Origin of the sequence: Micromonospora sp. WMMA2032 (assembly GCF_002688545.1) — a bacterium.
GTDB classification, from domain to species: Bacteria; Actinomycetota; Actinomycetes; order Mycobacteriales; family Micromonosporaceae; genus Micromonospora; species Micromonospora sediminicola.
On record NZ_CP024052.1, the window covers coordinates 5,347,715 to 5,374,071 of the forward strand.

The 26,357-nt window shown below is 73.6% G+C and carries 21 protein-coding genes, 1 tRNA gene and 2 pseudogenes; 15 read left to right on the forward strand and 9 right to left on the reverse strand.

The window, feature by feature from the left end:
* Positions 1–21: 21 nt before the first annotated feature.
* From erm to CO540_RS24860, 5 genes and pseudogenes are all read left to right on the forward strand, one after another.
* Positions 22–807: pseudogene (gene erm / locus CO540_RS24840) on the forward strand (ErmE/ErmH/ErmO/ErmR family 23S rRNA (adenine(2058)-N(6))-methyltransferase); the annotation flags it as partial.
* A gap of 100 nt (positions 808–907) precedes the next feature.
* Entirely contained in the window at positions 908–1,537 is a 630-nt protein-coding gene (gene sigK, locus CO540_RS24845) for an ECF RNA polymerase sigma factor SigK (RefSeq protein WP_099163843.1), read from the forward strand.
* Positions 1,534–2,271, forward strand: coding sequence for an anti-sigma factor domain-containing protein (locus CO540_RS24850; protein ID WP_099163844.1), 738 nt, complete (start codon positions 1,534–1,536; stop codon positions 2,269–2,271). The genes sigK and CO540_RS24850 overlap by 4 nt, the downstream gene beginning before the upstream one ends.
* Positions 2,272–2,357: 86 nt before the next feature.
* Positions 2,358–2,993 carry a fasciclin domain-containing protein gene (locus CO540_RS24855; protein ID WP_091571105.1) on the forward strand — a complete coding sequence of 212 codons (636 nt, stop codon included), beginning with the start codon at positions 2,358–2,360 and terminating at the stop codon, positions 2,991–2,993.
* Between the two features lie 29 nt (positions 2,994–3,022).
* Positions 3,023–4,633, forward strand: coding sequence for a molybdopterin-dependent oxidoreductase (locus tag CO540_RS24860; RefSeq protein WP_099163845.1), 1,611 nt, complete (start codon positions 3,023–3,025; stop codon positions 4,631–4,633).
* A 15-nt stretch (positions 4,634–4,648) separates the two neighbouring features.
* On the opposite strand, the gene CO540_RS24865 is transcribed toward CO540_RS24860, so the two are convergent.
* On the reverse strand, positions 4,649–4,843 hold the full coding sequence (locus tag CO540_RS24865) for a DUF2795 domain-containing protein (protein WP_091571113.1): 195 nt from the start codon (positions 4,841–4,843) through the stop codon (positions 4,649–4,651).
* Positions 4,844–4,922: 79 nt separating this feature from the next.
* On the opposite strand from CO540_RS24865, the gene CO540_RS24870 reads away from it, so the two are divergent.
* Entirely contained in the window at positions 4,923–6,179 is a 1,257-nt protein-coding gene (locus tag CO540_RS24870; protein ID WP_091571117.1) for an erythromycin esterase family protein, read from the forward strand.
* Positions 6,180–6,239: 60 nt separating this feature from the next.
* Here the strand turns inward: CO540_RS24870 and CO540_RS24875 are convergent.
* The 3 genes and pseudogenes from CO540_RS24875 to CO540_RS24885 all read right to left on the reverse strand — a co-directional run bounded on the left by CO540_RS24875 (position 6,240) and on the right by CO540_RS24885 (position 9,687).
* Positions 6,240–8,422, reverse strand: a pseudogene (locus CO540_RS24875) (MMPL family transporter).
* A gap of 34 nt (positions 8,423–8,456) precedes the next feature.
* Positions 8,457–9,002, reverse strand: coding sequence for a TetR/AcrR family transcriptional regulator (locus CO540_RS24880; RefSeq protein WP_099164926.1), 546 nt, complete (start codon positions 9,000–9,002; stop codon positions 8,457–8,459).
* Between the two features lie 91 nt (positions 9,003–9,093).
* Positions 9,094–9,687: a PadR family transcriptional regulator gene (locus CO540_RS24885; RefSeq protein WP_216642302.1), complete on the reverse strand. Its 594-nt coding sequence runs from the start codon at positions 9,685–9,687 to the stop codon at positions 9,094–9,096.
* Positions 9,688–9,742: 55 nt separating this feature from the next.
* Between CO540_RS24885 and CO540_RS24890 the strand changes: the two genes are divergently transcribed.
* Positions 9,743–10,921 carry an NAD(P)/FAD-dependent oxidoreductase gene (locus CO540_RS24890; RefSeq protein WP_099163847.1) on the forward strand — a complete coding sequence of 393 codons (1,179 nt, stop codon included), beginning with the start codon at positions 9,743–9,745 and terminating at the stop codon, positions 10,919–10,921.
* A gap of 1 nt (position 10,922) precedes the next feature.
* Here CO540_RS24890 and CO540_RS24895 read toward each other — a convergent pair whose 3' ends face one another.
* Entirely contained in the window at positions 10,923–11,324 is a 402-nt protein-coding gene (locus CO540_RS24895; protein WP_099163848.1) for a helix-turn-helix domain-containing protein, read from the reverse strand.
* A 107-nt stretch (positions 11,325–11,431) separates the two neighbouring features.
* Here CO540_RS24895 and CO540_RS24900 point away from each other — a divergent pair, with 107 nt between their 5' ends.
* Positions 11,432–11,911: a cupin domain-containing protein gene (locus CO540_RS24900; RefSeq protein WP_099163849.1), complete on the forward strand. Its 480-nt coding sequence runs from the start codon at positions 11,432–11,434 to the stop codon at positions 11,909–11,911.
* 56 nt (positions 11,912–11,967) lie between these two features.
* Complete coding sequence (locus CO540_RS24905) at positions 11,968–12,927, forward strand: DNA polymerase domain-containing protein (protein WP_099163850.1); 960 nt, start codon at positions 11,968–11,970, stop codon at positions 12,925–12,927.
* 45 nt (positions 12,928–12,972) lie between these two features.
* Here CO540_RS24905 and CO540_RS24910 read toward each other — a convergent pair.
* Together CO540_RS24910 and CO540_RS24915 are read right to left on the reverse strand one after the other, a co-directional pair.
* Positions 12,973–13,047: transfer RNA gene (locus CO540_RS24910), tRNA-Arg, on the reverse strand.
* A gap of 74 nt (positions 13,048–13,121) precedes the next feature.
* Complete coding sequence (locus CO540_RS24915) at positions 13,122–13,817, reverse strand: winged helix-turn-helix domain-containing protein (protein ID WP_099163851.1); 696 nt, start codon at positions 13,815–13,817, stop codon at positions 13,122–13,124.
* 965 nt (positions 13,818–14,782) lie between these two features.
* Between CO540_RS24915 and CO540_RS24920 the strand changes: the two genes are divergently transcribed.
* The gene (locus CO540_RS24920; RefSeq protein ID WP_099163852.1) at positions 14,783–15,337 is read left to right on the forward strand and encodes a hypothetical protein; all 555 of its coding nucleotides are present in this window, start codon (positions 14,783–14,785) and stop codon (positions 15,335–15,337) included.
* 54 nt (positions 15,338–15,391) lie between these two features.
* Here CO540_RS24920 and CO540_RS24925 read toward each other — a convergent pair whose 3' ends face one another.
* On the reverse strand, positions 15,392–16,066 hold the full coding sequence (locus CO540_RS24925) for a DUF305 domain-containing protein (RefSeq protein WP_099163853.1): 675 nt from the start codon (positions 16,064–16,066) through the stop codon (positions 15,392–15,394).
* A 10-nt stretch (positions 16,067–16,076) separates the two neighbouring features.
* Positions 16,077–16,913 carry a DUF3105 domain-containing protein gene (locus tag CO540_RS24930; protein WP_099163854.1) on the reverse strand — a complete coding sequence of 279 codons (837 nt, stop codon included), beginning with the start codon at positions 16,911–16,913 and terminating at the stop codon, positions 16,077–16,079.
* Positions 16,914–17,012: 99 nt separating this feature from the next.
* On the opposite strand from CO540_RS24930, the gene argS reads away from it, so the two are divergent.
* The 5 genes from argS to CO540_RS24960 all read left to right on the forward strand — a co-directional run bounded on the left by argS (position 17,013) and on the right by CO540_RS24960 (position 26,340).
* Positions 17,013–18,677: an arginine--tRNA ligase gene (gene argS, locus CO540_RS24940; RefSeq protein WP_099163855.1), complete on the forward strand. Its 1,665-nt coding sequence runs from the start codon at positions 17,013–17,015 to the stop codon at positions 18,675–18,677.
* 6 nt (positions 18,678–18,683) lie between these two features.
* Positions 18,684–20,069 carry a diaminopimelate decarboxylase gene (lysA, locus tag CO540_RS24945; RefSeq protein WP_091571162.1) on the forward strand — a complete coding sequence of 462 codons (1,386 nt, stop codon included), beginning with the start codon at positions 18,684–18,686 and terminating at the stop codon, positions 20,067–20,069.
* Positions 20,066–21,370, forward strand: coding sequence for a homoserine dehydrogenase (locus CO540_RS24950; protein ID WP_099163856.1), 1,305 nt, complete (start codon positions 20,066–20,068; stop codon positions 21,368–21,370). Before lysA ends, CO540_RS24950 begins: the two co-directional genes overlap by 4 nt.
* 115 nt (positions 21,371–21,485) lie before the next feature.
* Entirely contained in the window at positions 21,486–22,535 is a 1,050-nt protein-coding gene (thrC, locus tag CO540_RS24955) for a threonine synthase (protein ID WP_099163857.1), read from the forward strand.
* Positions 22,536–23,082: 547 nt separating this feature from the next.
* On the forward strand, positions 23,083–26,340 hold the full coding sequence (locus CO540_RS24960; protein ID WP_099163858.1) for an efflux RND transporter permease subunit: 3,258 nt from the start codon (positions 23,083–23,085) through the stop codon (positions 26,338–26,340).
* Positions 26,341–26,357 lie beyond the last annotated feature (17 nt).

Consider the following 26,357-nt stretch of genomic DNA (forward strand, 5'->3'; position numbering starts at 1 on the left):
GGCGACAGACAGGACGAACCCGTGGCGCCCCGCCGACCCACCGCACGCGACCGGTCCCGTCGCGTACTGTCCCAGAACTTCCTCGCCGACCCGGCCGCCGTCGCGCGGATGGTCCGGGCGGTCCGGCCCGAACCGGACGACCTGCTGCTGGAGGTGGGCGCCGGACGTGGACAGCTGACCCGGCCGCTCGCCGCGCGCTGCGGCCGGCTGGTCGCCTACGAGGTCGACCCGACCGTGCTGCCGGACCTGGCGGCGACCTGCGCGCGGCTGCCGCACGTGGAGATCCGGTCGGCCGACTTCCTGTCCGCGTCCCCGCCCGACCAGCCGTTCTCGGTCGCCGGCAACATCCCCTGGTCACTGACCGCGGCGGTGGTCCGGTGGTGTCTCGCCGCGCCCGGACTGCGGGCCGCGACGCTGCTCACCCAGCTCGACTACGCCCGCAAGCGCGCCGGTGACCACGGCCGGTGGAGCCGGCTGACGGTGTCCACCTGGCCGGAGCACCACTGGCGGCTGGCCGGGCGGGTGCGTCGGGACGCGTTCCGGCCGGTGCCGGCCGTGGACGGCGGCATCCTGCGCCTGGAGCGCCGCGCCGTGCCGCTGCTCGCGCCGGACGTGCTGCCCGCGTACCGGCGGATGGTGGAGCTGGGGTTCGGCGGCGTCGGCGGCTCGCTCGCGGCGTCGCTGCGCGCCGCTCATCCCGGCCGCCGGGTGGACGGTGCGCTGCGCGCCGCCCGGGTCGCGCCGGACACCCCGGTCGGGCTGGTCTGGCCCGAGCAGTGGCTGGTGCTGTTCCGGCTGCTGCACGCGAGCGACAGCGGCCGGAGCGGGAAACCCCGCCCATCCGGGACGGCCCCGGCTCCGAATGCCTACCGTGCTGGCAGACGGAGCGGACGGAAGGCGGGACCGGATGACCCACGGCGACAGCGCCGGTGACGTGCCGGGGCGGTCGAGGCTGCACGCGCTGTCCCCGGCCGCCCCGGACCCGGGGGTCGAGGCCGACGACCTGTTGCGGGCGGTGGCGCGCGGCGACGAGACCGCGTTCGAACGGCTCTACGGCATCGTCTCGCCCCGGGTCTACGGCCTGGCCCGGCGGGTGCTGCGGGATCCGGCCCAGGCCGAGGAGGTGGCCCAGGAGGTGCTGGTGGAGGTGTGGCGCACCGCCGCGCGCTTCGACCCGGCCCGGGGCTCGGCGACCGCCTGGGTCTTCACCATCGCCCACCGCCGCGCGGTGGACCGGGTCCGGTCGGAACAGGCGGGCGCCGAACGCGCCCGTCGGGTCGCCGCCGGTTCCCGGGAGACGCCGTACGACGAGGTGGCCGAGGAGGCGGCGGCGCGGCTGGAGCGGCAGCAGGTGCGGCGCTGCCTGGACGTGCTGACCGAGGTGCAGCGCGAGGCGATCACGCTGGCCTACTACGGCGGACACAGCTACCGCGAGGTGGCCGGCCTGCTGGACGCCGCGCTGCCGACCGTCAAGACCCGCATGCGGGACGGGCTGATCCGTCTCCGCGACTGCCTGGGAGTGGAGCTGAGCCGATGACCGACATCCACGCGCTCGCCGGGGCGTACGTGCTCGACGCGGTGGACGACGTCGAGCGGGCCGCGTTCACCCGGCACCTGGACCACTGCGAGAGCTGCGCGCTGGAACTGGCCGAACTGCGCGAGACGGTCGCGCGGCTGGCCGACCCGACCTGGTCGGTGCCGCCGCCCACGTTGCGCGCGGCGGTGCTGGCGGAGATCCGGCGCACCCCGCAGGAACGGCCCGGCCGGGCGGGTCGCGCGGAGCCGCCCGGCGCCGGGACCTGGCGGCGCCGGGTGGCCGTCGCGGCCGCCGCCGTGCTGCTGGCCGGCGGCGCGGGCGCGGCCACCTGGGTGGCCCAGGAGCAGCGGGTACGCGACGCGCGCACCGAGGCCGGCGCGGCCCGGGACGAGGTGGGCCGGATCCGGGCGGTGCTGGCCGCCCCGGACGCGGTCGTCCGCGGCGCCACCGCACCGGCCGGTGGCCGGGTGACAGTGGTCGCGTCGGCGAGCCGGGACGAGGGGGTGGCGCTGCTGGACGGACTGGCCGCGCCGGCGCCGGGGCGGGCCTACCAGCTCTGGCTGATCGAGGGCGGCACCGCCACCTCGGCCGGGGTGCTGCCGTCCGGGCAGGGCGCCGGCACCCGGCTGCTGGTGGGCGTACGCGGCAAGGGGTCCTTCGGGGTGACCGAGGAGCCGGCGGGCGGGTCGACGCGCCCGAGCACGACGCCGCTGGTGGCGTTCGCGCTCACCTGATCTTTTCCGTACCGGACCCATCCGCGCGGCGATCCGCGCCGAATCCCTTCCAGACCGACAGTTCACCACTTGAAGGGATTCACCCGATGCGCCCTGTGAAGCTCACCGCCGTCGCCCTCGCCGCCATGCTCGGCCTCGGACTCGCCGCCTGCGGCGGGGACGGCGAGGACAGCGGCGCCGCCGCGCCGGCCGGCAGCGCCCCGATGAGTTCCGCGCCGGCCAGCAGCGCCCCGGCGATGGCCGACGGTCAGTTCGGACCCGGCTGTGCCGCGGTGCCGACCGACGCGTCGAACCCCGGCAGTTTCGCGGCCATGGCCAAGGTGCCGGTGGCGACCGCGGCGTCCGGCAACCCGGTGCTGAGCACGCTGGTCACCGCCGTCAAGCAGGCCGGACTGGTCGACTCGCTGAACAGCGCCCCGGGGGTGACGGTCTTCGCGCCGACCAACGACGCCTTCGGCAAGCTGCCCAAGGCCGATCTGGACAAGGTCCTCGCCGACAAGAAGATGCTCACCGACGTGCTGACCTACCACGTGGTGGAGGGGCGACTCAGCCCGGACCAGCTCGCCGGCACGCACAAGACCCTCCAGGGCGGCGAGGTGACGGTCGCCGGCAGCGGTACCGAGTTCACCGTGAACGGCGCCTCGACGGTCGTCTGCGGCAACGTGCAGACCGCCAACGCCACCGTCTACATCGTCGACTCCGTGCTGATGCCGAAGTCCTGACCCGGACCGGCCGGTGAGGGGAGGAACCGATGATCCGCCGCACCTCGGCGGCCGCCGGGACGGGGCTGCTCGCGGCGGCCGCCGGGGTGGCGGTCGCGGAACTGCTCGCCACCGCCGTCCGGCCACAGGCGGCACCCCTGGTCGCGGTCGGCGGCGCCGTCGTGGACGGCGCGCCGACCCCGGTCAAGGAGTGGGCGGTGCGCACCCTCGGCACCTACGACAAGCCGCTGCTCCTGGGCGGAATCGCGGTGGCGGTGGTCGTGCTGGCCGCGCTCACCGGCGTCGCCGTCCGCCGTCGCCCGACGCTGGGCCTGCTCGGGCCGGCGGTGCTCGGGATCGCCGGCGCCGCCGCCGCCCTGAGCCGCCCCGACGCCCGCCCGGCCGACGCCCTGCCGGCCCTGGCCGGCGCCGCCGTGGCCGCCGCCCTCCTGCGCTGGCTGCCGCTGCCCGGCCGGCCGGCCGCCCCGGGCGCCGCACCCGACCCCGTGGGGGTGGGCCGGGCGGCGTCCGGGGCCGACGCGGCCGGTCCGGGCGCAGCCGGTTCGGACCCGGCCGGTTCCGGTGCGGCCCGTTCCCGCCGTCCGGCGGCGACGCGGCGGGCGGTGCTGCGCAACGCCACGCTGGTGGCGGTCGGGACCGCCCTGGCCGGGGCCGGCACGGTCGCGCTGCGCCGGCTGAACCTGGCCGACGCCACCCGCGGCCGGGACGCCGTCCGGCTGCCCGCCCCGGCCTCGCCGGCCCCTCCGCTGCCCGCCGGGGTGGGGCCGGGGTTCCGCACGCCGACCGCGGACTTCTACCGGGTGGACACCGCGCTGACCGTGCCGCGGCTGGACGTGGACGCCTGGCGGCTGCGGCTGCACGGGATGGTGGAGCGGCCGGTCGAGCTGACCTTCGCCGACCTGCTCGACCGAGGGCTGATCGAGCGCGACGTCACGCTGAGCTGTGTGTCCAACGAGGTCGGTGGCCCGTACGTGGGGACCACCCGGTGGCTCGGCGCGCCGCTGGCCCCGCTGCTGCGCGCCGCCGGCATCCGGGCCGGCGCCGATCAGCTGGTGGCCCGCTCCGACGAGGGGATGACCATCGGTACGCCGATCGCCACCCTCCTCGACGGACGGGACGCCATGCTCGCGGTGGGCATGGACGGCGCACCGCTGCCGTTCGTGCATGGCTTTCCGGTCCGGATGCTCACCCCCGGCCTGTACGGCTACGCCGGGGCGTGCAAATGGGTCACCGAGCTGGAGGTGACCACCTTCGACGCGTTCGACGCGTACTGGGTGCGGCGGGGCTGGGCCCGGGAGGCGCCGGTGAAGACGGCGTCGCGGATCGACCGGCCCGCGCCGTTCGCCCGACTTCCCGCCGGTCCGGTGACCGTGGCCGGCGTGGCGTGGGCCCAGCACCGGGGCATCGCGGCGGTGGAGGTCTCGGTGGACGACGGCCCGTGGCGGACGGCGGAGCTGCTGCCCACCGCCTCCTCCGACACCTGGGTCCAGTGGCGGTTCGCCTGGTCCGCCCCGGCCGGCCCGCACCGCCTGCGGGTACGCGCCACCGACGGCACCGGCGCGCCGCAGCCCGAGGACCGCCGCCCACCGTTCCCCGACGGCGCCACCGGCCACCACACCGTCGCGGTCACGGTGCGGTGAGAGGCGGGCTCCCGCTCAACGGGTCACGACGACGAGCGCCTCGCCCAGCTCCGCCGGCGTGCCGAACTCCTCGGCCGGCAGCGTCCGCAGCGTCTGGAGCGTCTCGGTGCTGGCGCCGTTCTCCTGGGCCCACCGGACCAGGTCCTCCCGGGAGACCGGGTAGTCGAGCCCGGCCAGGAACTCCTGCAACTGCGCGCCGCTGACGGTCATGCCGCGCGGCTACCCGCTGGGCGGGGTGGCATGCCCCGGGACGCCGGTTTGCCCCGACCGGTCCCGGGTAGCCGCGGGCATGCTGGTACAGCGGCTCGGCGCGCCGAGCGACTTCGACCCGTTGCTGGAACGCGTCCGGGACGCCCGCATCGTGATGATCGGCGAGGCGACGCACGGCACCTACGACTACTACCGGTTGCGGGAGCAGGTGACCCGGCGCCTCATCGCCGAGCAGGGGTTCGACTTCGTGGCGGTGGAGGGGGACTGGCCGGACTGCGACCGGGTGCACCGGTCCGTGGTGGGTGCGCCGGGCGGACTGGCCGACCCGCTGGTCGCGCTGGAACGGTTCGAACGCTGGCCCACCTGGATGTGGGCGAACGCCGAGGTGGCCCGCTTCTGCCGTTGGCTGCGGGCCTGGAACCTGGAGCGGTCGGAGGGGGAACGGGCGGGATTCCACGGCCTCGACGTCTACTCCCTCTGGGAGTCGATGCAGGCCATCTTCGACTACCTGGGCGAGGAGGACCCGGCGTCGCTGGAGGCGGCCCAGGAGGCCTACCGCTGCTTCGAGCCGTACGGCAAGCAGGTCGAGGAGTACGGGATGGCCAGCCGGTTCGTCTCCGCACGCTGCGAGGAGGAGGTGGTCCGGCTGCTGGCGCGTACCCGGGAACAGGCCGCCGCGGACGGCCCGGACCGCTTCTCGGCCTGGCAGAACGCGGAGGTGGTGGCCGGCGCGGAGCGCTACTACCGGGCCATGGTCGGCGGCGGGCCGGAGTCGTGGAACGTCCGGGACATCCACATGGCGGACACGCTGGACCGGCTGCTCGACCGCTACGGCCCGGACGCGCGCGGCGTCGTCTGGGCCCACAACACGCACGTCGGGGACGCCCGGGCCACCGAGATGGCGGCGGACGGCATGGTGAACATCGGTCAGCTCGCGCGGGAACGGCACGGCCGGGACGCGGTGGCGCTGATCGGCTTCGGCAGCTACCGGGGCACCGTGGTCGCCGCCCCGCGCTGGGGTTCGCCGGCCGAGACGATGGTGGTGCCGCCGGCCCGCGAGGGGTCGGTCGAGCGCCGGCTGCACGAGCTGATGCCGGATCGGGCGGTGCTGGTCTTCGGCGGGGAGGACCAGCCGGAGTGGGTGACCGGCGAGGTCGACCACCGGGCCATCGGCGTGGTGTACGACCCGAGCTTCGAGTCCTGGGGCAACTACGTGCCGACCCGGCTCGGTGAGCGGTACGACGCGTTCGTCTGGTGCGACGAGACGACCGCGCTGCACCCGCTGCCGGCGCTGGTGACGCCGGGCGAGATGGAGACGTACCCGGCCGGTGTGTGAGGTCAGGCGTTAGGAGGGGCCCCCTGTTATACGCCAGGCGTTAACAGGGGGCCCCTCCTTTCACCTCACCTCGGCGGGCTCGCGCTCGGCGAGGTGGGCGCGCAGGCCCTCGCCCTCGACGTCCACGTTGGGCAGGATCCGGTTCAGCCAGCGCGGCAGCCACCAGGCGGCGTTGTTCAGCAGCGACATCACCGCCGGGACGATGGTCATCCGGACCACGAACGCGTCGATGGCGACGCCGATCGCGAGCGCGAAGCCCATCGACTTGATGATCGGGTCCTCCAGGAAGACGAAGCCGCCGAACACCGAGATCATGATCAGCGCGGCGGCGGTGACCACCCGGGCGCCGTGCCCCATCCCGTTGATGGTGGCCTGACGCGCGGTGTCGCCGTGCACGTAGTCCTCGCGCATCCGCGACACCAGGAAGACCTCGTAGTCCATGGCCAGGCCGAACAGGATGCCGATGAGCAGGATCGGCAGGAAGCTGACCAGCGGGGCCGGGGTGTCCAGACCGACCAGGTCGGCCAGGTGACCCTGCTGGAACACCGCGACCGTGATGCCGAACGTGGCCGCCACGGTGAGCAGGAAGCCCAGCGCCGCCTTCACCGGCACCAGGATCGACCGGAACACCAGCATCAGCAGCAGCACGGACAGGCCCACCACCAGCAGCAGGTAGACCGGCAGCGCGTCGGAGAGCTTCTCCGACACGTCGATGCCGATCGCGGTCACGCCGGTGAGCAGCACCTCCGCGTTCTGGATGCCGCCGACCTGCTCGCGGATGTCGTGCACCACCGTCTCGGTCGCCTCGTCGGTCGGCCCGGTCTTCGGGATCACGCCCAGCAGCGCGGTACGGCCGGACGGGTCGAGCTGCGGCGGGGCCACCGCCAGCACCCCGTCGGTCTTCTGGATCAGCGCGGTGACCTGCGGCACCGCCGCCTGGGTGGCCTGCGGGGAGTCGGCCGTCACGACGACCGCGAGCCGGCCGGTGAAGCCGGGGCCGAAGCCCTCCTGGATCAGGTCGTTGCTGACCCGGGCCGGGGTGCCCTCGGCGGCGGCGGACGCGTCCGGCAGGGCCAGGCGCATGTCCTGGGCGGGGATCGCGAGCAGCCCCAGGCCGAGCAGGCCGACCAGGATCACCGGGATGCGGAACCGGGTCACCCAGTGCGCCCAGCGGAACCCGAAACCGGATCGGTCCTCCGAGCCGGTGCCCGGGTACGTGACCGCCTCCCGGTTGCGCAGCTTGCGCGGCAGCACCTTGCGGCCGGCGAACCCGAGCAGCGCGGGCGCCAGGGTGATCGCCACCAGCACGGCCACGGTGACGGTGCCGGCGGCGGCCAGGCCCATCACGGTGAGGAACGGGATGCCCACCACGGCCAGGCCGGCCAGGGCCACCACGACGGTCGCGCCGGCGAAGACCACGGCGGAGCCGGCGGTGCCGACCGCCCGGCCGACGGCCTCCTCGGGGAGAGCCCGTCGAGCAGGTTCTGCCGGTGCCGGGAGGTGATGAAGAGCGAGTAGTCGATGCCCACCGCGAGGCCGAGCATCAACGCAAGGATCGGGGCGGTGCTGGTCAGCTCGACCGCGCCACTGAGCGCGAACAGGCCGGCCATGCCGACGCCGACGCCGATCAGCGCGTTCAGCATGGTCATTCCGGCCGCCACCAGCGAGCCGAACGTGATGATCAGGACGATCGCCGCGACCAGCACGCCGATGGCCTCGGTCGAGCCGACCTCCGGCTCGGCGTTGAGCACCTCGCCACCGGGGGCGACCTGCCAGCCCTGCGCCTCGGCCTGCGCGCCGACCTTCTCGTACGCGTCGCGCTGCTCGGTCGTGACGTCGTCGGCCCGGCCGGCGAACTGCACCTGGATCAGCGCGTACCGGCCGTCGGGCGTGAGCGCCCGGGCCTGGTACGGGTCGACCGCACCGACCACGCCGGGCAGCGTGGCCGCCTCCTGGGTGAGCTGTCCGACCACCGCCTGACCGGCCGGGGTGGTGAGCGCGCCGTCCTGGGGCGCCTTCACCGCGATGGTGCCGGTCGCGCCGCTGGCCGCCGGGAAGCGGTCGGCGAGCAGGTCGATCGCCTTCTGCGACTCGGTGCCCGGCATGGTGAAGTTGCTCGCCGTCGGGCCCTTCAGCGTGGCCGCGGCCAGGCCGAGACCGACGAGTACGACGAGCCAGACGACGGCGACGAGTCGCCGCCGGCGCAGGGATGCCCGGCCGAGCCGGTACAGCAGGGTCGCCATGGACCTTCCTTCGTCCTCGGGTTGGACAGTGCAATCAGGTGGTGGGTTCGAGCGCGCGGTGTGCCACGGCGAGCAGCGCGGGTCGCAGCTCCTCGTCGGGGATGTCCAGGAACTCGCCGCAGGTCTCGGCGATGCCGGCGAGGACGACCAGCGCGGCGACGCGGGCCGCCGGCCGGTCGGAGAAGCCGGCGAAGGCGGCGACCAGCCGTTCGGAGATCTGCTGGATGTGTGCGAACGCCGGCTGCTGGAGCAGGTCCGGGAACTCGCCCCGGAGCAGCGCGATCTCCCGGCGGAAGCGGACCGCCAGGTCGACGAAGCCCTCCGCGGCGACCCGCTGGGCGTCCGCCCCGGTGCGTCCGGCGAGGCGGGTGTCGAGTTCCTCCAGCACCGCGATGGCCGGGGCCATCAGCTCGCAGAGCAGGGCGTCCTTGCTGGCGAAGTGGTAGAGCACGGTGGCCTTGGAGCAGCCCACCTCGCGGGCGATGTCCTGCAACGAGGTGCCCTTGTAGCCGGTGACGGCGAACCGACGGGCCGCCGCGGTGAGCAGCTCGTCGTGGGTGGCCGGGGTCGCGCGTGCCATGTCCTCCAGCATGCCTGACCGATCGGTCAGCACCTGACCGATCGGTCAGACGGAAGACGTGGTCTTCGCCACAGCGCCGGGTCGCCGCAGGTCAGGTGGCCGGTGCTCCGGTCCAGTCGGCGAGCCAGTCGCCCGACCAGGTGAGCGCGCCCGACCGCAGGTCGGCCACCAGACCGCGTACCCAGTCCAGTTCGGTGCGGAGCAGGGCGAGCTGGTACTCGTCCTCGACCAGGAAGAGTCGGGGCAGGTCGACCGCGCCCAGCGCCGCCTCGCGTTCGCGCAGCCGCGCCTCGATCGCGTCGGCCCGCTGGTCGAGCCGCCGGACCGCCTCCTCCGGCGGCAGGATGGGCAGGAAGGACAGCGCGGCGGGGAACTCGGGGAACTCCCGCGCGGGGGTGGCGAGCGCCTCGGCGAGCCAGGCGTCGAGGGCGCGGCGACCGGCCGGGGTGAGCGCGTACACGGTCCGTTCCGGCCGGCCCTCCGCGCGTGTCGTCTCCGCGACCCGGATCAGCTCGTCCCGGCGCAGCCGCTCGATGGCCTGGTAGATGCTGTTGCGCTGCGCGACGTTGACCACGTCCTGCTTCTCCCGCTCCCGGACGAGCTGCTGCATCCGGTACGCGTGCATCGGCTCCTCGACCAGGAGGGCCAGCACCATCATCGCCAGCGGCGAGCGACGAGCCGTCATGGGCCCACCCTAGGTGACCCTGTTCTTCATTAGTCATTTTATGTATAGTCATCACATGACTAAAGCTCTCGTCGTCGGTGCGGGACTGGCCGGTCCCGTCGCCGCCATGGCACTTCTGCGCGCCGGGATCGACGCGGTCGTCCACGAGGCGTACGAGCGGGACGCCGTCGGGGTGGGCGCGTTCCTCACGCTCTCGGTCAACGGGCTGGACGCGCTGCGCGCCGTCGGGCTCGACGACCTGGTCGCCGGGCTCGGGCATCCCACGCCGCGGATGGTCATGCACAACCACCGGGGGCGCCGGCTCGCCGCGTTCGACGCGGCGGGCAGCCGCACGGTCGGCCGCTCCGACCTCTACCGCGCGCTGCGGGACGAGGCGCTGAGCCGGGGTGTCGAGTTCGTCCACGGATCCCGGCTGACCGGCGCCGCGCCGACCGAGGGCGGGGTGACCGCCCGGTTCGCCGACGGTCGCACCGAGCACGGCGACCTGCTGGTCGGCGCCGACGGGCTGCGGTCCCGGGTCCGCACGCTCATCGACCCGGCCGCCCCCGCGCCGCGCCGGGTGCCACTGCTCAACGCCGGCGGGTTCGCCCGCGGGCTGCGCCTGCCCGACGAGCGCGGCACCATGCAGATGATGTTCGGCCGACGCTGCTTCTTCTGCTGGATCGTGGTGGGGGAGGACGAGGTGTGGTGGTTCGCCAACCCGCCGCAGCCGGTCGAGCAGAGCCGGGAGCAGCTCGCCGCGGTCGGCCCGGAGGAGGCCCGCTCCCGGCTGCACGCCCTGCTCGCCGACGATCCCGGCCCGGCGGCGGCGATCCTCGACCACACCCCGCGGATCGAGTACGGCTGGCCCACGTACGACCTGCCCTCGGTGCCGGTCTGGCACCGGGACCGCATGGTCGTGATCGGCGACGCCGCGCACACCGCCGCGCCCTCCTCGGGGCAGGGTGCGGCGATGGCCTTCGAGGACGCCGTCCAGCTCGCCCGCTGCCTGCGCGACCTGCCGGACGTGCCGGCCGCGTTCGCGGCGTACGAGCGGCTGCGCCGCGCTCGGGTGGAGCGGGTGGTCGCGCAGGGGCGGCGGACCAGCACCGCCAAGGTGGCCGGCCCGGTCGGGCGCCTGGTCCGGGACCTCGGCATGCCGGTGTTCGCCCGTCTCCTGGCGCGCAACGGGGGCGCCGCGCAGGCCTGGCTCTTCGACCACCACATCGAGTGGGCCGAGCGGGTCCGGGCCTGACTCAGCCCGCCGACGTGCCGTGCTCCCGGTCGTACGTCGTCCGGGCCGCGCTGATCGCCTCCCGGTGCCGCTCGGCCCAGCGGGTGAGGGCGACCAGCGACTCGTACAGCTCCCGGGCCATCGGGGTGGCGGTGTACTCGACCTTCGGCGGCACGGTGGGGTGCACGTGCCGGACGAGCAGGCCGTCGCGCTCCAGGTTGCGCAGGGTCAGCGTGAGCATCCGCCGGCTGATCCCCTCCACCCGCCGCTCCAGCTCGGTGAAGCGGACCGGACCGGTCGAGGCGGCGATCAGGATGCCGATGCTCCACTTGCCGCCGACCCGGTCCAACGCCTCCCGCACGGTGCAGGCCCGGGCCTGGTCCGCCGCGCCGGGCCCACACCGGTTCGCCTGTTCGTCACGCACGCCCTCATCGTCACAGGCCGGGGGCCCGGTGACAAAGCGCGCGGGACGGGGCGGCGGCCCGAGCGAAACGGACGTACGGTCGGGATTCCACCGGCAGAGGAGGGACCGTGACGTATCCACCGCCGCGTTACACCGGGGACCGGGGCGAGACGACCGCGACGTTCCGACCGGCCGGGCACCCGCCGGAACTGGTTCACACCGGCGGCGGCTCGGCCGGCTACCTCGCCACCGGGGCGACCACCAACGGCCAGTTCGGGCTCTACCGCTGGGAGATGGGTCCGCAACCGTCGGGCCCGGCCCCGCACTTCCACCGGTCCATCTCGGAGTCCTTCTTCATCCTCGCCGGCACCGTGCGCATCTACGACGGCCGCCGCTGGATCGACGCGGAGCCCGGCGACTTCGTGCACGTCCCCGAGGGCGGGGTGCACGCGTTCCGCAACGAGTCCGGCGAGCCCGCGTCGATGCTGCTGCACTTCGCCCCCGGCGCGCCCCGGGAAGGCTACTTCGAGGGGCTGCGCGACCTCGCCGACCGCAGCGAGGAGGAGCGGGCCGAGTTCTTCCTGCGACACGACACGTTCTGGGTCTGACCGCCGGCGACCGTGTCGGGGTTGCCGAGACGGGCCCGGCCCGGGAAGGTGGGCGGATGGCCGCCGCTGACGAGACCCGGGCCGGGGTGTCGCTGACCAACCTGGACCAGCCGCTGTTCGACGGGGCGGGCGCGACCAAGCGTGACCTGGTCGACTACCTCGACGCGGTGCACGGGCGGATCCTGCCGGAGTTGCGGGACCGGCCGCTGTCGGTGCTGCGGGTGCGGCCCGGGCAGGAGCCGTTCATGCAGAAGAACCTGCCGAAGTACACGCCGGACTGGGTGCGCCGCACCGACGTCTGGGCGGAGGCGTCGCACCGGCGCATCGCGTTCGCCCTCTGCGACGACCGGCGGACGCTGCTCTGGTTCGCCAACCAGCGGGCGGTGGAATACCACCCCACGCTGGCCCACGCCGGTCAGCCCGAGCACCCCACCCACCTGGTGCTCGACCTGGACCCGCCGGAGGGCGACTCCTACCCGGCGGCGGTCCGGGTCGCGCTGCTGGTGCGGCAGGCGCTCACCGACGCCGGCCTGGCCGGCGCGGTGAAGACCAGCGGGGCCAAGGGCCTGCACGTCATCGTGCCGGTGGATCCGGCCACCACGGCCGAGGAGGCCGCCGCCGCGACCCGGGCGCTCGCGGCCCGTACCGAACGGCTCGACCCGGCGCTGGCCACCACCGCGTTCATCGTGGCCGACCGCGGCGGCCGCGTCTTCGTCGACTCCACCCGCGCGTACGGGACGACGGTGGTGGCCGCCTACAGCCCCCGGATCCGGCCCGGCACGCCGGTGTCGTACCCGGTCGGTTGGGCCGACCTGGAGTCGGCGACGCCGGCCGACTTCACCGTGCGGACCGTGCCCGGCCTGCTGGGGGAGCGGGACCCGTGGGCGGAGGCGCTGCCCGCCCCGCAGCCGCTGCCGGCCGACCTGGTCGCCGAGGGGCGCACCATCCCGGTGGCCCGGGTCCAGGCGATGCACGAGGGCAAGCGGCGGGCGAAGGCGCGGCGCGAGGCGGGCTGACCACACGCGAAAGCCCGGGCACTGTGGCCCGGGCTTCGACGTGACTGGTGCCCCCGGCAGGATTCGAACCTGCGCCCCCGCCTCCGGAGGGCGGTGCTCTATCCCCTGAGCTACGGGGGCTCAGCGACCCGAGAAGAGTAGCAAACCCCTCCCCGGATCACCGAATCGGTATCCGCGAGTCGATCTTCGCCGGCTCAGGCGGCGGCGAGGGCGCGCCCGCAGCTCGGCAGCGGGTGCAGCACGATCCGACGGGGCAACCGCCGGGGCCACTCGTTGCGCGGCCAGGAGCCGTCCACGATGAGGTGCACCGTACGCTCCTCGGCGCCGCTCAACCGCAGGACGAAGTCCCGGGGCAGTGGCGGGTCCACCGAGGGCGTGGTGACCATGAACCGCACCCGTCCACGGGACGACACCGCCGACACCACGTCCGCGGCCGGCATGGTGCCCCGCAGGCGCACCCGGCCGATCCAGTAGACCTCCGCGGCGTGCTCCTGGGCCGCCCGGGTGATCGCCGGGTACTCGCTGCGTACCCAGCGCTCGACCGCGCCGACGCAGAGGCCGCAGGCGCGCTCGCGCGGCTCGCGCGGCCCCAACCCCCAGGCCCGCAGGTACGCCCCGACGAGGCCGGCGTCCATGCTCAGCCCGAACCGGCGCTCGATGAGAGTGGTCAGGCTCTGGCGCGTCCAGAGCTCCTCGTCGATGCCGAACTCGTCGGGGTGGACGCCCCGCAACACGTCGATCAGTTCGAGTTCCTGTTCGCGGCTGAGCGTTCCCGGCTCGCCCTGCCGCAGTCCGCGACGGACGGCTGCCACCGCCCCGTCACCGCCGATGGTGTGGCGTCGGCACCAGCTGGTCACCGACCGCCCTGCGTCTCTGAGTGCAACCCCCACGTCCTGCGCAACGAGCCCGAATCGCAACTGGTCACGATATGTATGGAGAAACTTCTCAGAGCGCCGCAATGACCCGTTAGCCCCAAAACGTTACAAAGCGGCATATCCGACATACCACCCGCGCCCTCCCGGTGATCAAGGAGATCATGTCGGCGGCGAGGGCGTGACCCGACACAAACTCCTTGAGCACCACACTGCCCCAGCTCCAGGGCGCGCAGCGCCCGGCCCGGCAACGGGCAGCCGGCCGGTGGCCCGTGTAGCCGCCGGCTGGGTGGGGTGTTCTGGTCATTGCGCCGCGCTTGGCCGGTGCGAGGTCCGGGCGCTCTCCCGGCGGCCCCAACCTTGAACGGCGGGGTAGACGAGCGGGGCTGGTGTCTCCCGGCCGGCACACCCGTGGCGTTCCACTCGCAGGGCTGCCGGGCGCTGGGTGGAACGGGGTGGGTGTCTCCCGGGCCGGGACACACCCATGGTGTTCCACCGACGGCGTTGGCGGGCGCTGGGTGGAGCGTCATGGGTGTCTCCGCGGCCGGGATGCACCCATGGTGTTCCACTGACCGGGTTGCCGGCCGGTGGGTGGAACGTCATGGGTGTCTGCGGGGTTCCGGATGCACCCGTGGTGGTCCACCCGCCCGGCCCGTGTGGGGTGGGTGTCCGGTTCGGTGGTGGTGGGCGGCACCCCGGGCGCGGAATCGTCGTGGGCCGGGCGGCGTTGTAGACGGGTGAACGACCGAGCAGGCGACCCCCCGAGGCCGCCGCCGCGCCTGCGGGAATGACGGCAGGCCGCCGGTCGTTACACATCATCCGGCGCCGCGTGCAGGCCCCCCGGCCCCGCGAGCCAGCCGGACACCCGGCCCCCGTGAACTGGCCCCCCGGCCCCACGAGCCTGCCGGATCCCCTCAAGACTTTTCGAGCGCCTGACGGTGCCCACACCCCCCGGTGTGTTGACCCCCGAATGGAGCCCCCTCATGAACACGATCCTGCGTAAGAGCATTCTCGGTATCGCTGGTCTGGCCTTCACCGGTGGCGTGTTCGCCGGTCCGGTCGCCGCCCACGCCGACACCCCCGCCCACGCCGCCGCTGGTAAGCCCGTCGCGGTCGCGTCCGTGCAGGGTGAGCAGTCGACCATCAAGCTGAACGACGAGCAGCTGGCCAACGCGAAGGCGATCATCGCCGCGACGAAGAAGGCCGGTCTGCCGGAGCGGGCCGCGGTCATCTCGATCGCCACGAGCCTGCAGGAGTCGAAGCTGGAGAACCTCGGGCACCTCGGCGACAAGAATGACCACGACTCGCTGGGCCTGTTCCAGCAGCGCCCCTCCTCGGGTTGGGGCACGCCGGAGCAGATCACCGACCCCGAGTACTCGACCCTGGCGTTCCTCAAGGGTCTGAAGCAGGTCGACGGCTGGGACACCATGCCCCTGACCGACGCCGCCCAGACCGTCCAGGTCAGCGCGTACCCCGACGCCTACGCGCAGTGGGAGAAGCAGGCCACCGACATCGTGGCCCAGCACTGGACCAAGTAGGACCAACGCGAAAGGCCGGCACCCCCAACCCGGGGTGCCGGCCTTTCGCGTCTGTTACGGGGTGCCGCCCAGGCGCTTCAGCGCCGCGCTGAGGTTGGTCAGGTCGTTCTGCTGCGTGTTCTTCATGGTCTGGGCCACCGCGAGCACGTCGTCGTCGTGCCCCTCGGCCAGGATGCCGTCGATCATGTGCACGCCGCCGATGTGGTGCCGGATCATCATGTTCAGGAAGAGCAGGTCGAACTGACGTCCGCTGGCCGCCTTCAGCTTCGCCATCTCCTCGGGAGTGGCCATGCCGGGCATCAGCCCGTTCTTCACCAGCCCGGCCCCGTCCGGCATCCACGCCATCGCCGGCTGGTCGCCGGTCGGGTCCAGCTTCCAGGAGCGCAGCCACGTCTGCATGGTGCCGATCTCGCCCTGCTGGCCGGTGGCGATGTCGACGCCGACCTGGCGGACCTCCGCGTCCTGCCCCTGCCGGAACGCCAGCAGGCCCATGGCCACCGCCTGGTTGTGGTGCGCGGTCATGTCCCGGGCGAAACCGGCCTCGGCCGAGTTGTCACCCGGCCGGGTGAGCGTCGGCGTGAGCAGGCCGCCGGCGTACCCGAGCAGGAGCCCGACCACGATGGCGGCGGCCACGGCCAGCAGGCCGTAGCGGCGCGCCGCCGGCCGGCCGCCCTCGTCGGTGGCCGGTGCCTCGTCGAGCTCGCTGTCGGTGGTCACCGGAGCGGTCATCGCGACGTCCTTACTGGGTCGGCTGCTCGGGCATGTTGTTCTGCAGGTTGTCCCGCGGGGTGGTGCCGGTGGCGGTGACGCCCTGGTCGCAGAGGGCGTTCGGGCCCTCGATCGAGGCGTTCACCCGCAGCGTCTTGATGAAGTCGTCGATCCGGCTGTCGTCGGCGTTGTCGACCTTGAGCTGGAAGCCCCAGGCCTGCAGCGAGATCGGCTTGTCCAGCCCCTCGTACGGGCTGAGCATCAGCTTCTCCTTGCCCTGCACCTTGCTCTTGAGCTTCTCCACCTGGTCGGCGGGCAGGTCCGGGCGGTAGGTGATCCAGACGGTGCCGTGCTCCAGGCTGTGCACCGCGTGCTCGTTGGCGATCGGGGCGTCGTAGACGTCACCCATGCAGTTCTGCCAGGCCTGGTTGTGCGGGCCGGCGACCGGCGGGGAGACGTCGTACTTGATCGTGCCGGGCTGGTGGTTGCCGCCCTTGACCAGGTCCTTGTCCTTCTTGCGGAAGTCGACCATGCCGTTGATGGCGTCCGCCCGCTTCTGCCACGGCTGGGCGCCCTGGTAGACGGCCCAGGCGCCGATGCCGATGATGCCGACGGCGAGCACGCCGACCGCGACGAACAGGGCGATCGGACCCCACGAGCGACCCTGGCTCACCTTCACCGGGGTGACCGGCTTGCGGCCCTTGCCCCCGGCGCCCGGCCGTGGCGTGCCCTTGCCGCCCCCGGCCTTGCCCGCGCCGGCCTTCGCGGCGGGCTTGTCGCCGGCCGCCGGACGGCCTGCGGCCGGCTTCTTGCCGGTGCTGACCACGGTGGGACGGCGCTCCGGGCCGCCCGGGGTGCTGATGCTCATCGTGCCTCGTCAGGTCGGTCGGTCAGGGGGACCGCGGGGCCGGTTCACATGCTGGGTCGCCTCCGCGGTGCCCGAGTCTACCCCCGATAACATGGTTCAGTGACTCCCGCAGAACTCGCCGAGGTCGTCCTCGCCGCAGCCCACGCCGTCTTCGACGAGCGGGGCCTGGACCGTGCCGCGCTGCCCGCGCAGACCACCGTCGAGCGACCCCGTAACCCCGATCACGGCGACTACGCCTCGACGCTGGCGTTGCAGCTCAGCAAGAAGGTGGGCGTCCCCCCGCGGGAGCTGGCGTCGGCCCTGGCCGACCAGCTGGGCCGGGCGCCGGGGGTCAAGTCGGTGGAGATCGCCGGCCCGGGCTTCCTGAACATCCGGCTCGACGCGGGCGCCGCCGGCCAGTTGGCCAAGGTGATCGTCGAGGCCGGCCCGGCGTACGGGCGCTCCGACACCCTGGCCGGGCAGCGGATCAACCTGGAGTTCGTCTCGGCCAACCCGACCGGCCCGGTGCACATCGGCGGGGTCCGCTGGGCGGCCGTCGGAGACGCGCTCAGCCGCCTGCTCCGGGCCACCGGGGCCGACGTCGGCACCGAATACTATTTCAACGACGCCGGCTCGCAGATCGACCGGTTCGCCCGCTCGCTGCTGGCCGCGGCCAAGGGCGAGCCGGCGCCGGAGGACGGCTACGGCGGCGCGTACATCGCCGAGATCGCGGCGGAGGTCGTCAAGCGCCGGCCCGACGTGCTGGACCTGCCCGAGGACGCCGCCCAGGAGGTGTTCCGGGTCGAGGGCGTCCAGCTGATGTTCAGCGAGATCAAGTCCTCGCTGCGCGACTTCGGGGTGGAGTTCGACACCTACTTCAACGAGAAGGACCTGCACGACCGGGGCGAGCTGGAGAAGGCGCTGCTCCGGCTGCGCGAGCACGGGCACGTCTTCGAGTCCGAGGGCGCCACCTGGCTGCGCACCACCGACTTCGGTGACGACAAGGACCGGGTGCTGCGCAAGTCCAACGGTGAGTGGACCTACTTCGCCGCCGACTGCGCCTACTACCTGGACAAGCGGGAGCGCGGCTTCGAGCGGGTCGTGATCATGTTGGGCGCCGACCACCACGGCTACATCGGCCGGATGAAGGCGATGGCCGCCTGCTTCGGCGACGACCCGGCGCGCAATCTCGAGATCCTCATCGGCCAGCTGGTCAACCTGCTCCGCGACGGCGCACCCGTGCGGATGAGCAAGCGGGCCGGCACCGTGGTCACCCTGGAGGACCTGGTCGACGCGATCGGCGTGGACGCCTCCCGCTACGCGTTGGCCCGTTACTCCAGCGACTCGCCGATCGACATCGACGTGGAACTCTGGACCCGGGCCACCCGCGACAACCCGGTCTACTACGTCCAGTACGTGGCCGCCCGGACCGCCAGCGTCGGCCGCAACGCGGCCGAGGCGGGGCTGACCCGGGGTGACGCCGCCGACTTCCGGGCCGAGCTGCTCGTGCACGAGAAGGAGAACGACCTGCTCAAGGCGCTCGCCGAGTTTCCGGCCGTGGTCGCCTCGGCGGCCGAGCTGCGCGGGCCGCACCTGGTGGCCCGCTACCTGGAGCGGCTCGCCGGGGCCTACCACCGGTTCTACGACAACTGCCGGATCCTGCCGCGCGGCGACGAGGAGGTCACCGACCTGCACCGGGCCCGGCTCTGGCTCAACGACGCCACCCGGACGGTCATCGCCAACGGCCTCCACCTGCTCGGCGTCTCCGCCCCGGAGAGGATGTAATTCCCGATGCGCGCGCACGAAGCCGGTGCCCTGCACGGCGACATCGGCAACCGCAGTCCGGCCTGGTTGCGCACCCCGGTCGACGTCAACGCCCTGGTGCCGCAGCTCTGGCCGCGTCACGTGGCGCGCGGCCCGGCCGGCGCGCTGACCGTCGCGGGCCTGGACGTCCGCGACCTCGCCGCCGAGTTCGGCACCCCGGCGTACGTGCTGGACGAGGACGACCTGCGCGAGCGCTGCCGCGAGTTCCGCGCCGCGTTCCCGGACGCGGACGTCTACTACGCCGGCAAGGCGTTCCTCTGCCGCGCCGTGGTCCGGATGATCGCCGAGGAGGGCATGTTCCTCGACGTGTGCACCGGCGGGGAGCTGGCCACCGCGCTCTCGGCCGGGATGCCGGCGGAGCGGATCGGCTTCCACGGCAACAACAAGTCGGTGGCCGAACTGACCCGGGCGGTGGACGCCGGGGTCGGCCGGATCATCGTCGACTCGTTCGCCGAGATCGACCGGCTCTCCGAGCTGGCCCGCGAGCGCGGGGTACGCCCGCGGGTGCTGGTCCGGGTCACGGTCGGCGTGGAGGCGCACACCCACGAGTTCATCGCCACCGCGCACGAGGACCAGAAGTTCGGCTTCTCCCTCGCCGGCGGCGCGGCGGCCGCGGCCGCCTTCAAGATCCTCGACGAGGACGTGCTGGAGCTGCGGGGGCTGCACTCGCACATCGGCTCGCAGATCTTCGACGCCAGCGGCTTCGAGGTCTCCGCCCGCCGGGTGCTCGCCCTGCAGGCGCAGATCCGCGACGCCCGCGGCGTGGAGCTGCCGGAGCTGGACCTGGGCGGCGGCTTCGGCATCGCGTACACCACGCAGGACGACCCGGCGTCGCCGCACGACCTGGCCAAGCGGCTGCGCAAGATCGTCGACGGCGAGTGCGCGGCGGAGAACCTGGCCGTGCCGCACCTGTCGGTGGAGCCGGGCCGCGCCATCGTGGGGCCGGCCGTGTTCACCCTCTACCAGGTGGGCACGGTCAAGGACGTCGACGGCATCCGCACCTACGTGAGCGTCGACGGGGGGATGAGCGACAACATCCGGACCGCGCTCTACGACGCCTCCTACTCGGCCACGGTGGCGAACCGCACGTCGGCGGCGGAGCCGATGCTCGCCCGCGTGGTGGGAAAGCACTGTGAGTCCGGGGACATCGTGGTGAAGGATGAATTCCTGCCCGCCGACGTGCAGCCCGGAGATCTTGTCGCGGTGCCCGGCACCGGGGCCTACTGCCGGAGCATGGCCAGCAACTACAACCATGTCCCGCGGCCCCCGGTCGTCGCGGTCCGCGACGGTCGGGCCCGGCTGATCGTCCGCCGGGAGACCGAAGACGACCTGCTCGCATTGGATGTGGGATGACCTCACCGGTTCGCTTGGCGCTGCTCGGCTGCGGCACGGTCGGCAGCGACGTCGTGCGGCTGCTGCACGAGCAGTCCGCCGATCTCGCCGCCCGGATCGGCGCCCCGCTGGAGATCGCCGGCATCGCCGTACGCCGGCTCGGCCGGGACCGGGGCGACCTGCCGGTCGACCCGGCGCTGTTCACCACCGACCCGCTCGGGCTGGTCAAGCGGGACGACGTGGACGTGGTGGTCGAGGTCGTCGGCGGCATCGAGCCGGCCCGGGGCTGGTTGGTCGAGGCGCTGCGCGCGGGCAAGAGCGTGGTGACCGCCAACAAGGCGCTGCTCGCCGAGGACGGCGCCACGCTGCACGACGCCGCCGCCGAGGGCGGCGCGGACCTCTACTACGAGGCCAGCGTCGCGGGGGCGATCCCGCTGCTGCGCCCGTTGCGCGAGTCGCTGCACGGCGACCGGATCACCCGGGTCACCGGCATCGTGAACGGCACCACCAACTTCATCCTCTCCGCCATGGACGCCACCGGCGCCGGCTTCGCCGAGGCGCTGGAGGAGGCCACCGAGCTGGGGTACGCGGAAGCCGACCCGACGGCCGACGTGGAGGGCTTCGACGCCGCCGCCAAGGCCGCCATCCTCGCCTCGCTGGCGTTCCACACCCGGGTCACCGCCGCCGACGTGCACCGTGAGGGCATCACCGAGGTGACCGCCGCGGACGTGGCCAGCGCCAAGGCCATGGGCTGCACGATCAAGCTGCTCTGCATCGCCGCCCGGGGCGTCGACGCGGACGGCCGCGAGACCGTCAACGTCCGGGTGCACCCGGCGATGATCCCGCTGACCCACCCGCTGGCCGGCGTCGGCGACGCGTTCAACGCGGTCTTCGTCGAGGCCGACGCGGCCGGTCAGCTCATGTTCTACGGTCGGGGCGCGGGCGGCGCGCCGACCGCCAGCGCGGTGCTCGGCGACGTGGTCGCGGTGGCCCGCAACCGTCTCGCCGGGGTGCACGCGGCCAGCGAGTCGGCGTACGCGGACCTGTCGGTGCGGCCGATGGGCGAGGCGCTCACCCGCTACCACATCAGCCTCGACGTGGCCGACCGGCCGGGTGTGCTGGCGGCGGTGGCCGGGGTGTTCGCCCGGCACGAGGTCTCCATCGCGACCGTGCGGCAGGGGCCGGCCGGGGGCGACGCCGAGCTGGTGATCGTCACCCACGTGGCGCCGGACGCGGCGCTCGCCGCCACCGTCCGCGAGCTGCGCGGGCTGGACATCGTCCGTTCGGTGGCGAGCGTGCTGCGGGTCGAGGGCGGCGCGTAACCCGGGCGTCCCGCCTGATGGTTAGGACGGGGTGTGCCGGTGACCGGTCGGGGAGGCTGGTCCACGCTGTTGGCGGGTCCCGGTCGGCCGGGGCCGGAGAGGCGAGGAGCGCGACATGTGGCGGGGACTCATCGAGGCGTACCGGGACCGTCTGCCGGTCACCGACGCCACTCCCGTCGTCACCCTGCACGAGGGGAACACGCCGCTGCTGCCGGCGCCGGTGCTCTCCGCCCGGGTCGGCGCGGACGTGTGGCTCAAGGTCGAGGGGGCGAACCCGACCGGCTCGTTCAAGGACCGGGGCATGACCCTCGCCGTCTCCAAGGCCGTCGAGGCGGGGGACAAGGCGATCATCTGCGCCTCCACCGGCAACACCAGCGCCTCGGCCGCCGCGTACGCGGCCCGGGCCGGGATCACCTGTGCGGTGCTGGTGCCCCAGGGCAAGATCGCGCTGGGCAAGCTGGCCCAGGCGCTGGTGCACGGCGCCAAGCTGCTCCAGGTGCAGGGCAACTTCGACGACTGCCTGGGCCTGGCCGGCAAGCTCGCCCAGGACTTCCCGGTCGCGCTGGTCAACTCCGTCAACATCGACCGGCTGCACGGGCAGAAGACGGCCGCCTTCGAGATCGTCGAGGCGCTCGGCGACGCGCCGGACATCCACTGCCTGCCGGTGGGCAACGCCGGCAACATCTCCGCCTACTGGATGGGCTACTCCGAGGACCTGCGCGACGGCAACGCCACGAAGGCACCCAGGATGTACGGGTTCCAGGCGGCCGGTGCGGCCCCGATCGTCACCGGCCAGGTGGTGCCCGAGCCGTCGACCATCGCCACCGCCATCCGGATCGGCAACCCGGCGAGCTGGACCAAGGCCGTCGACGCGCGGGACGCTTCGGACGGTCTGATCTCGGCGGTCACCGACCGGGAGATCCTGTCGGCTTACCGGCTGCTGGCCCGTGAGGTCGGGGTCTTCGTCGAGCTGGGCAGCGCGGCCAGCGTGGCCGGGCTGCTCCAGCAGGCCGCCGCCGGGCGCGTGCCGGCCGGGTCGCGGGTGGTCTGCACGGTCACCGGCCACGGCCTGAAGGACCCGGAGTGGGCCATCTCGACGGCTCCCGCGCCGGTCACCATCGCCAACGACGCCCTCGCCGCCGCCCGCTCCCTCGACCTCGCCTGAGTCGACCCGCTCGGCGTGCCCCGACCGGTGCGGTGCTGATCTCCGTCGGGTGCGGGCCGGCGTGCTCGCTGGTCGTCGTCGTCCGTGCCCGGCTCCCTCGCTGCCGCCGTGCGCGACGGCATGTGCCCGCCTCCGACCACCTCGCCGCGCGCCTTCGCCGACGTGGCAGACACCCATGACGTTCCACTCACGGCCGTCGCAGGGCACGAGTGGAACGCCATGGGTGTCTCCGGGCCGTCCAGACACCCATGGTGTTCCACTCACTGCCGTTTCCGAGCACGGGTGGAACGTTGTGGGTGTCTGGACGGGTCGTTCCGACGCCACTACGGGTTCCCGCCTACCGACACCGGTCCCGGGCGGCGCCAGGCCGGGGAGGCGCGACGCCCCGCCCGCACGTGGTGGTGGGCGAGGTCGAACGGGGGTGAGGAGGTCAGCTTGGAGCGTGAGCGGGGCCCGATACCTCACCCGGGGCGGATGCGGGGCCGGCGAGCGTGTGCGGCAGACTCAGGGCACCCCGTAGACCCCTCTTCAGGAGTGAGTAACGCCCATGTCGCTGCTCGCCAGATTCAGTCTCGCCAACCGGGGCCTGATCGCCCTCATCGCGTTGGTGACCACGGCGTTCGGGGCGTTCGCCGTGCCGTCGCTGAAGCAGCAGCTGCTGCCGTCGCTGGAGTTCCCCGCCGCGTTCATCGTGGCCCCGTACCCGGGCGCCGCCCCGGAGATCGTCGAGTCCCAGGTCGCCGAGCCGATCGAGAACAGCCTCCAGGGCATCCCGGGGCTGGAGAAGGTCACCTCGACCTCCCGGGAGGGCGCGGCCACGGTCCAGGTGCAGTACGAGTTCGGCACCGACCTGGACGACGTGGTCAACAAGATGGAGACCGCGCTCAACCGGATCGACGCCCAGCTCCCGGAGGGCGTCGACCCGCAGGTGATCGCCGGCAGCACTGACGACCTGCCCGCCGTGGTGGTCGCCGCGACCGGCGACGGGGACGAGCGGGCGCTGGCCGAGAAGCTGCGCGCCACCGTCGTACCGGAGCTGGAGGGGCTGGACGGGGTCCGCTCGGTGGACGTCACCGGCGCCCGCGACCAGGTGGTGACCGTCACGCCGGACCCGGTGAAGCTGGCCGCCGCGAAGGTGGCGCCGACCGCGATCGCGCAGGCACTCAAGACCAATGGGGTGGCCGTGCCGGCCGGCGCGCTGGCCGACGGCGACCGCTCGCTGCCGGTGCAGGTCGGCACGCCGATCCGCACCGTGGACGACCTGCGGGGCATCGTGCTCACCACGGCGCCGGCCGCGCCGGTGCGCCTCGGCGACGTGGCCCGGGTGGAGCAGCAGCTCGCCCCGGCGACGTCGTTCACCCGCACCAACGGCAAGCCGAGCCTCGGGATCGCGGTCACCGCCAGCCCGGACGGCAACGCGGTCGGCATCTCGCACGACATCCGGGACCGGCTGGACGAGTTGGAGGCCGCCTCCGGCGCCGAGCTGACCGTGGTGTTCGACCAGGCCCCGTTCGTCGAGCGGTCCATCGAGAGCCTCACCACCGAGGGCCTGCTGGGCCTGCTGATGGCGGTGGTGGTGATCCTGGTCTTCCTGCTCTCGGTGCGGTCCACGGTGGTCACCGCGGTCTCCATCCCGCTCTCGGTGCTGGTCGCGCTGATCGTGCTCTGGGCCGGCGACTACTCGCTCAACCTGCTGACCCTCGGCGCGCTGACCATCGCGGTCGGCCGGGTGGTGGACGACTCGATCGTGGTGCTGGAGAACATCAAACGGCACCTGGAGTACGGCGAGGAGAAGCGGGCGGCGATCCTGACCGCGGTCCGCGAGGTGGCCGGCGCGGTGACCGCCTCCACGCTCACCACGGTCGCGGTGTTCGCGCCGATCGCCCTGGTCGGCGGCTTCGTCGGGCAGCTGTTCGCGCCGTTCGCGATCACCGTTACGGTGGCCCTGCTCGCCTCGCTGCTGGTGTCGCTGACCGTCATCCCGGTGCTGGCCTACTGGTTCCTGCGCCCGCGGCGCGGGGCCGACGACGCCGCCGCCCGGGCGGCCGCCGAGGAGAAGGAACTGCGCAGCCCGTTGCAGCGGGCGTACCTGCCGGTGATCGGCTTCGCCACCCGATCCCGCAAGAGCCGGTGGGCCACCGTGGCGCTCGGCCTGCTGGTGCTGCTGGGCACGTTCGGTCTGGCGCAGAAGCTGGAGACCAACTTCCTGGACGACTCCGGCCAGGACACGCTGGCGATCCGCCAGGAGATGCCGGCCGGCACCGGACTCGCCGGCACCGACCGGGCCGCCACCCGGGTCGAGGAGGTGCTGAAGCATACGTCGGGGGTGGAGACCTACCAGGTCAGCGCCGGCGGCGGGGACAACCCGTGGGCGGGGGGCGGCAGCGACAGCGCCTCCTGGTCGTTGGCGCTCTCCGACGACACCGACGCCACGGCCGTGCGGCAGGTGCTGCGCAAGGAGTTCGACGCGCTCGGCCCGGAGGTCGGCGAGCTGACCTTCGGCGGTGGCCAGAACGCCTCCGCCAACCAGGTCGAGGTGGTGGTGCAGGCCGCCGACCAGGAGACGCTGACCCGGGCGGCGGAGGAGGTCCGCGCCGCGATGGCCGACACCCCCGGCGTGGAGGACGTCACCAGCGGCCTGGCCACCCGGGTGCCCCGGGTGGAGGTGACAGTGGACCGGGCCGCCGCGGCCCGCGCCGGTCTCACCGAGGCGGCCGTGGGGCAGCTCGTCGCGCAGACGTACCGGGGCGCGCCGCTCGGCCAGGTCACGCTGGACGGCACCGCGCAGGACGTGGTGCTGAGCACCGGGGCCCGGCCGCCGGTGAACGTGGCCGAGCTGCGGGCGCTGCGGGTGGGCCCGGTGACGCTGGACGCGATCGCCGACGTCAACCAGGTCGACGGCCCGCAGCAGGTCACCCGGATCGACGGTGAGCGCAGCGTCTCGGTCACCGGCACCGCCACCGGTTCGAACCTCGGCGCGACCACCCAGGAGCTGCAGAAGCGACTGGACGCGCTGGACGTGCCGGGCGCCACGTACGTGATCGGCGGGGTGAGCGCCGACCAGGCGGACGCGTTCGCGGACCTCGGCCTGGCCGTGCTGGCCGCCATCGCGATCGTCTTCCTGATCATGGTGGCGACGTTCCGGAGCCTGACCCAGGCGCTCATCCTGCTGATCTCGGTGCCGTTCGCGGCGACCGGGGCGATCGCGCTGCTGCTGGCCACCGGGACGCCGCTGGGCGTGCCGGCGCTGATCGGCGTGCTCATGCTGGTCGGCATCGTGGTGACCAACGCGATCGTGCTGCTCGACCTGATCAACCAGTACCGGGCGCAGGGCATGGGCGTCACCGAGGCCGTGGTCGAGGGCGGCCGGCGTCGGCTGCGACCGATCCTGATGACCGCGGTGGCCACCATCTTCGCGCTGCTGCCGATGGCGTTCGGGCTGACCGGCGAGGGTGGCTTCATCTCGAAGCCGCTGGCCGTCGTGGTGATCGGCGGCCTGCTCAGCTCGACGCTGCTGACGCTGGTCCTGGTGCCGACGCTCTACACCATGGTGGAGCGGACCAAGGGCTCGCTGCGGGCCCGCCGGGACCGCCGCCGGGGCGCTCCGGAGCAGGTCGAGGCGGCCGAGCCGGCCGAGGCGCCCGCCCCGGAGCCGGTCCCGGTGGGAGTCGGCGGCGGGGAGCGCCCGGCCGAGGTGGCCGCGCCGCCGGCCCGGCCGTCGGGCGCGCTGATCGACGGTACGGACCAGTTCGAGGTGCTCCGCCTGCCCAAGAGCCGGCAGTCCCCGCTGCCCCCGACCGAGTGAGAGGGGGCCCCCGGCTC

What these genes read in the sequence shown, in the direction of transcription:
- CO540_RS24925 (WP_099163853.1), bottom strand. Translation starts at nt 16,066, where the DNA reads ATGACCGCTCCGGTGACCACCGACAGCGAGCTCGACGAGGCACCGGCC.
- CO540_RS24930 (WP_099163854.1), bottom strand. Translation starts at nt 16,913, where the DNA reads ATGAGCATCAGCACCCCGGGCGGCCCGGAGCGCCGTCCCACCGTGGTC.
- CO540_RS24860 (WP_099163845.1), top strand. Translation starts at nt 3,023, where the DNA reads ATGATCCGCCGCACCTCGGCGGCCGCCGGGACGGGGCTGCTCGCGGCG.
- CO540_RS24880 (WP_099164926.1), bottom strand. Translation starts at nt 9,002, where the DNA reads ATGGCACGCGCGACCCCGGCCACCCACGACGAGCTGCTCACCGCGGCG.
- lysA (WP_091571162.1), top strand. Translation starts at nt 18,684, where the DNA reads ATGCGCGCGCACGAAGCCGGTGCCCTGCACGGCGACATCGGCAACCGC.
- CO540_RS24905 (WP_099163850.1), top strand. Translation starts at nt 11,968, where the DNA reads ATGGCCGCCGCTGACGAGACCCGGGCCGGGGTGTCGCTGACCAACCTG.
- thrC (WP_099163857.1), top strand. Translation starts at nt 21,486, where the DNA reads ATGTGGCGGGGACTCATCGAGGCGTACCGGGACCGTCTGCCGGTCACC.
- sigK (WP_099163843.1), top strand. Translation starts at nt 908, where the DNA reads ATGACCCACGGCGACAGCGCCGGTGACGTGCCGGGGCGGTCGAGGCTG.
- CO540_RS24885 (WP_216642302.1), bottom strand. Translation starts at nt 9,687, where the DNA reads ATGACGGCTCGTCGCTCGCCGCTGGCGATGATGGTGCTGGCCCTCCTG.
- CO540_RS24950 (WP_099163856.1), top strand. Translation starts at nt 20,066, where the DNA reads ATGACCTCACCGGTTCGCTTGGCGCTGCTCGGCTGCGGCACGGTCGGC.
- CO540_RS24890 (WP_099163847.1), top strand. Translation starts at nt 9,743, where the DNA reads ATGACTAAAGCTCTCGTCGTCGGTGCGGGACTGGCCGGTCCCGTCGCC.
- CO540_RS24865 (WP_091571113.1), bottom strand. Translation starts at nt 4,843, where the DNA reads ATGACCGTCAGCGGCGCGCAGTTGCAGGAGTTCCTGGCCGGGCTCGAC.
- CO540_RS24855 (WP_091571105.1), top strand. Translation starts at nt 2,358, where the DNA reads ATGCGCCCTGTGAAGCTCACCGCCGTCGCCCTCGCCGCCATGCTCGGC.
- CO540_RS24870 (WP_091571117.1), top strand. Translation starts at nt 4,923, where the DNA reads ATGCTGGTACAGCGGCTCGGCGCGCCGAGCGACTTCGACCCGTTGCTG.
- CO540_RS24960 (WP_099163858.1), top strand. Translation starts at nt 23,083, where the DNA reads ATGTCGCTGCTCGCCAGATTCAGTCTCGCCAACCGGGGCCTGATCGCC.
- CO540_RS24920 (WP_099163852.1), top strand. Translation starts at nt 14,783, where the DNA reads ATGAACACGATCCTGCGTAAGAGCATTCTCGGTATCGCTGGTCTGGCC.
- CO540_RS24850 (WP_099163844.1), top strand. Translation starts at nt 1,534, where the DNA reads ATGACCGACATCCACGCGCTCGCCGGGGCGTACGTGCTCGACGCGGTG.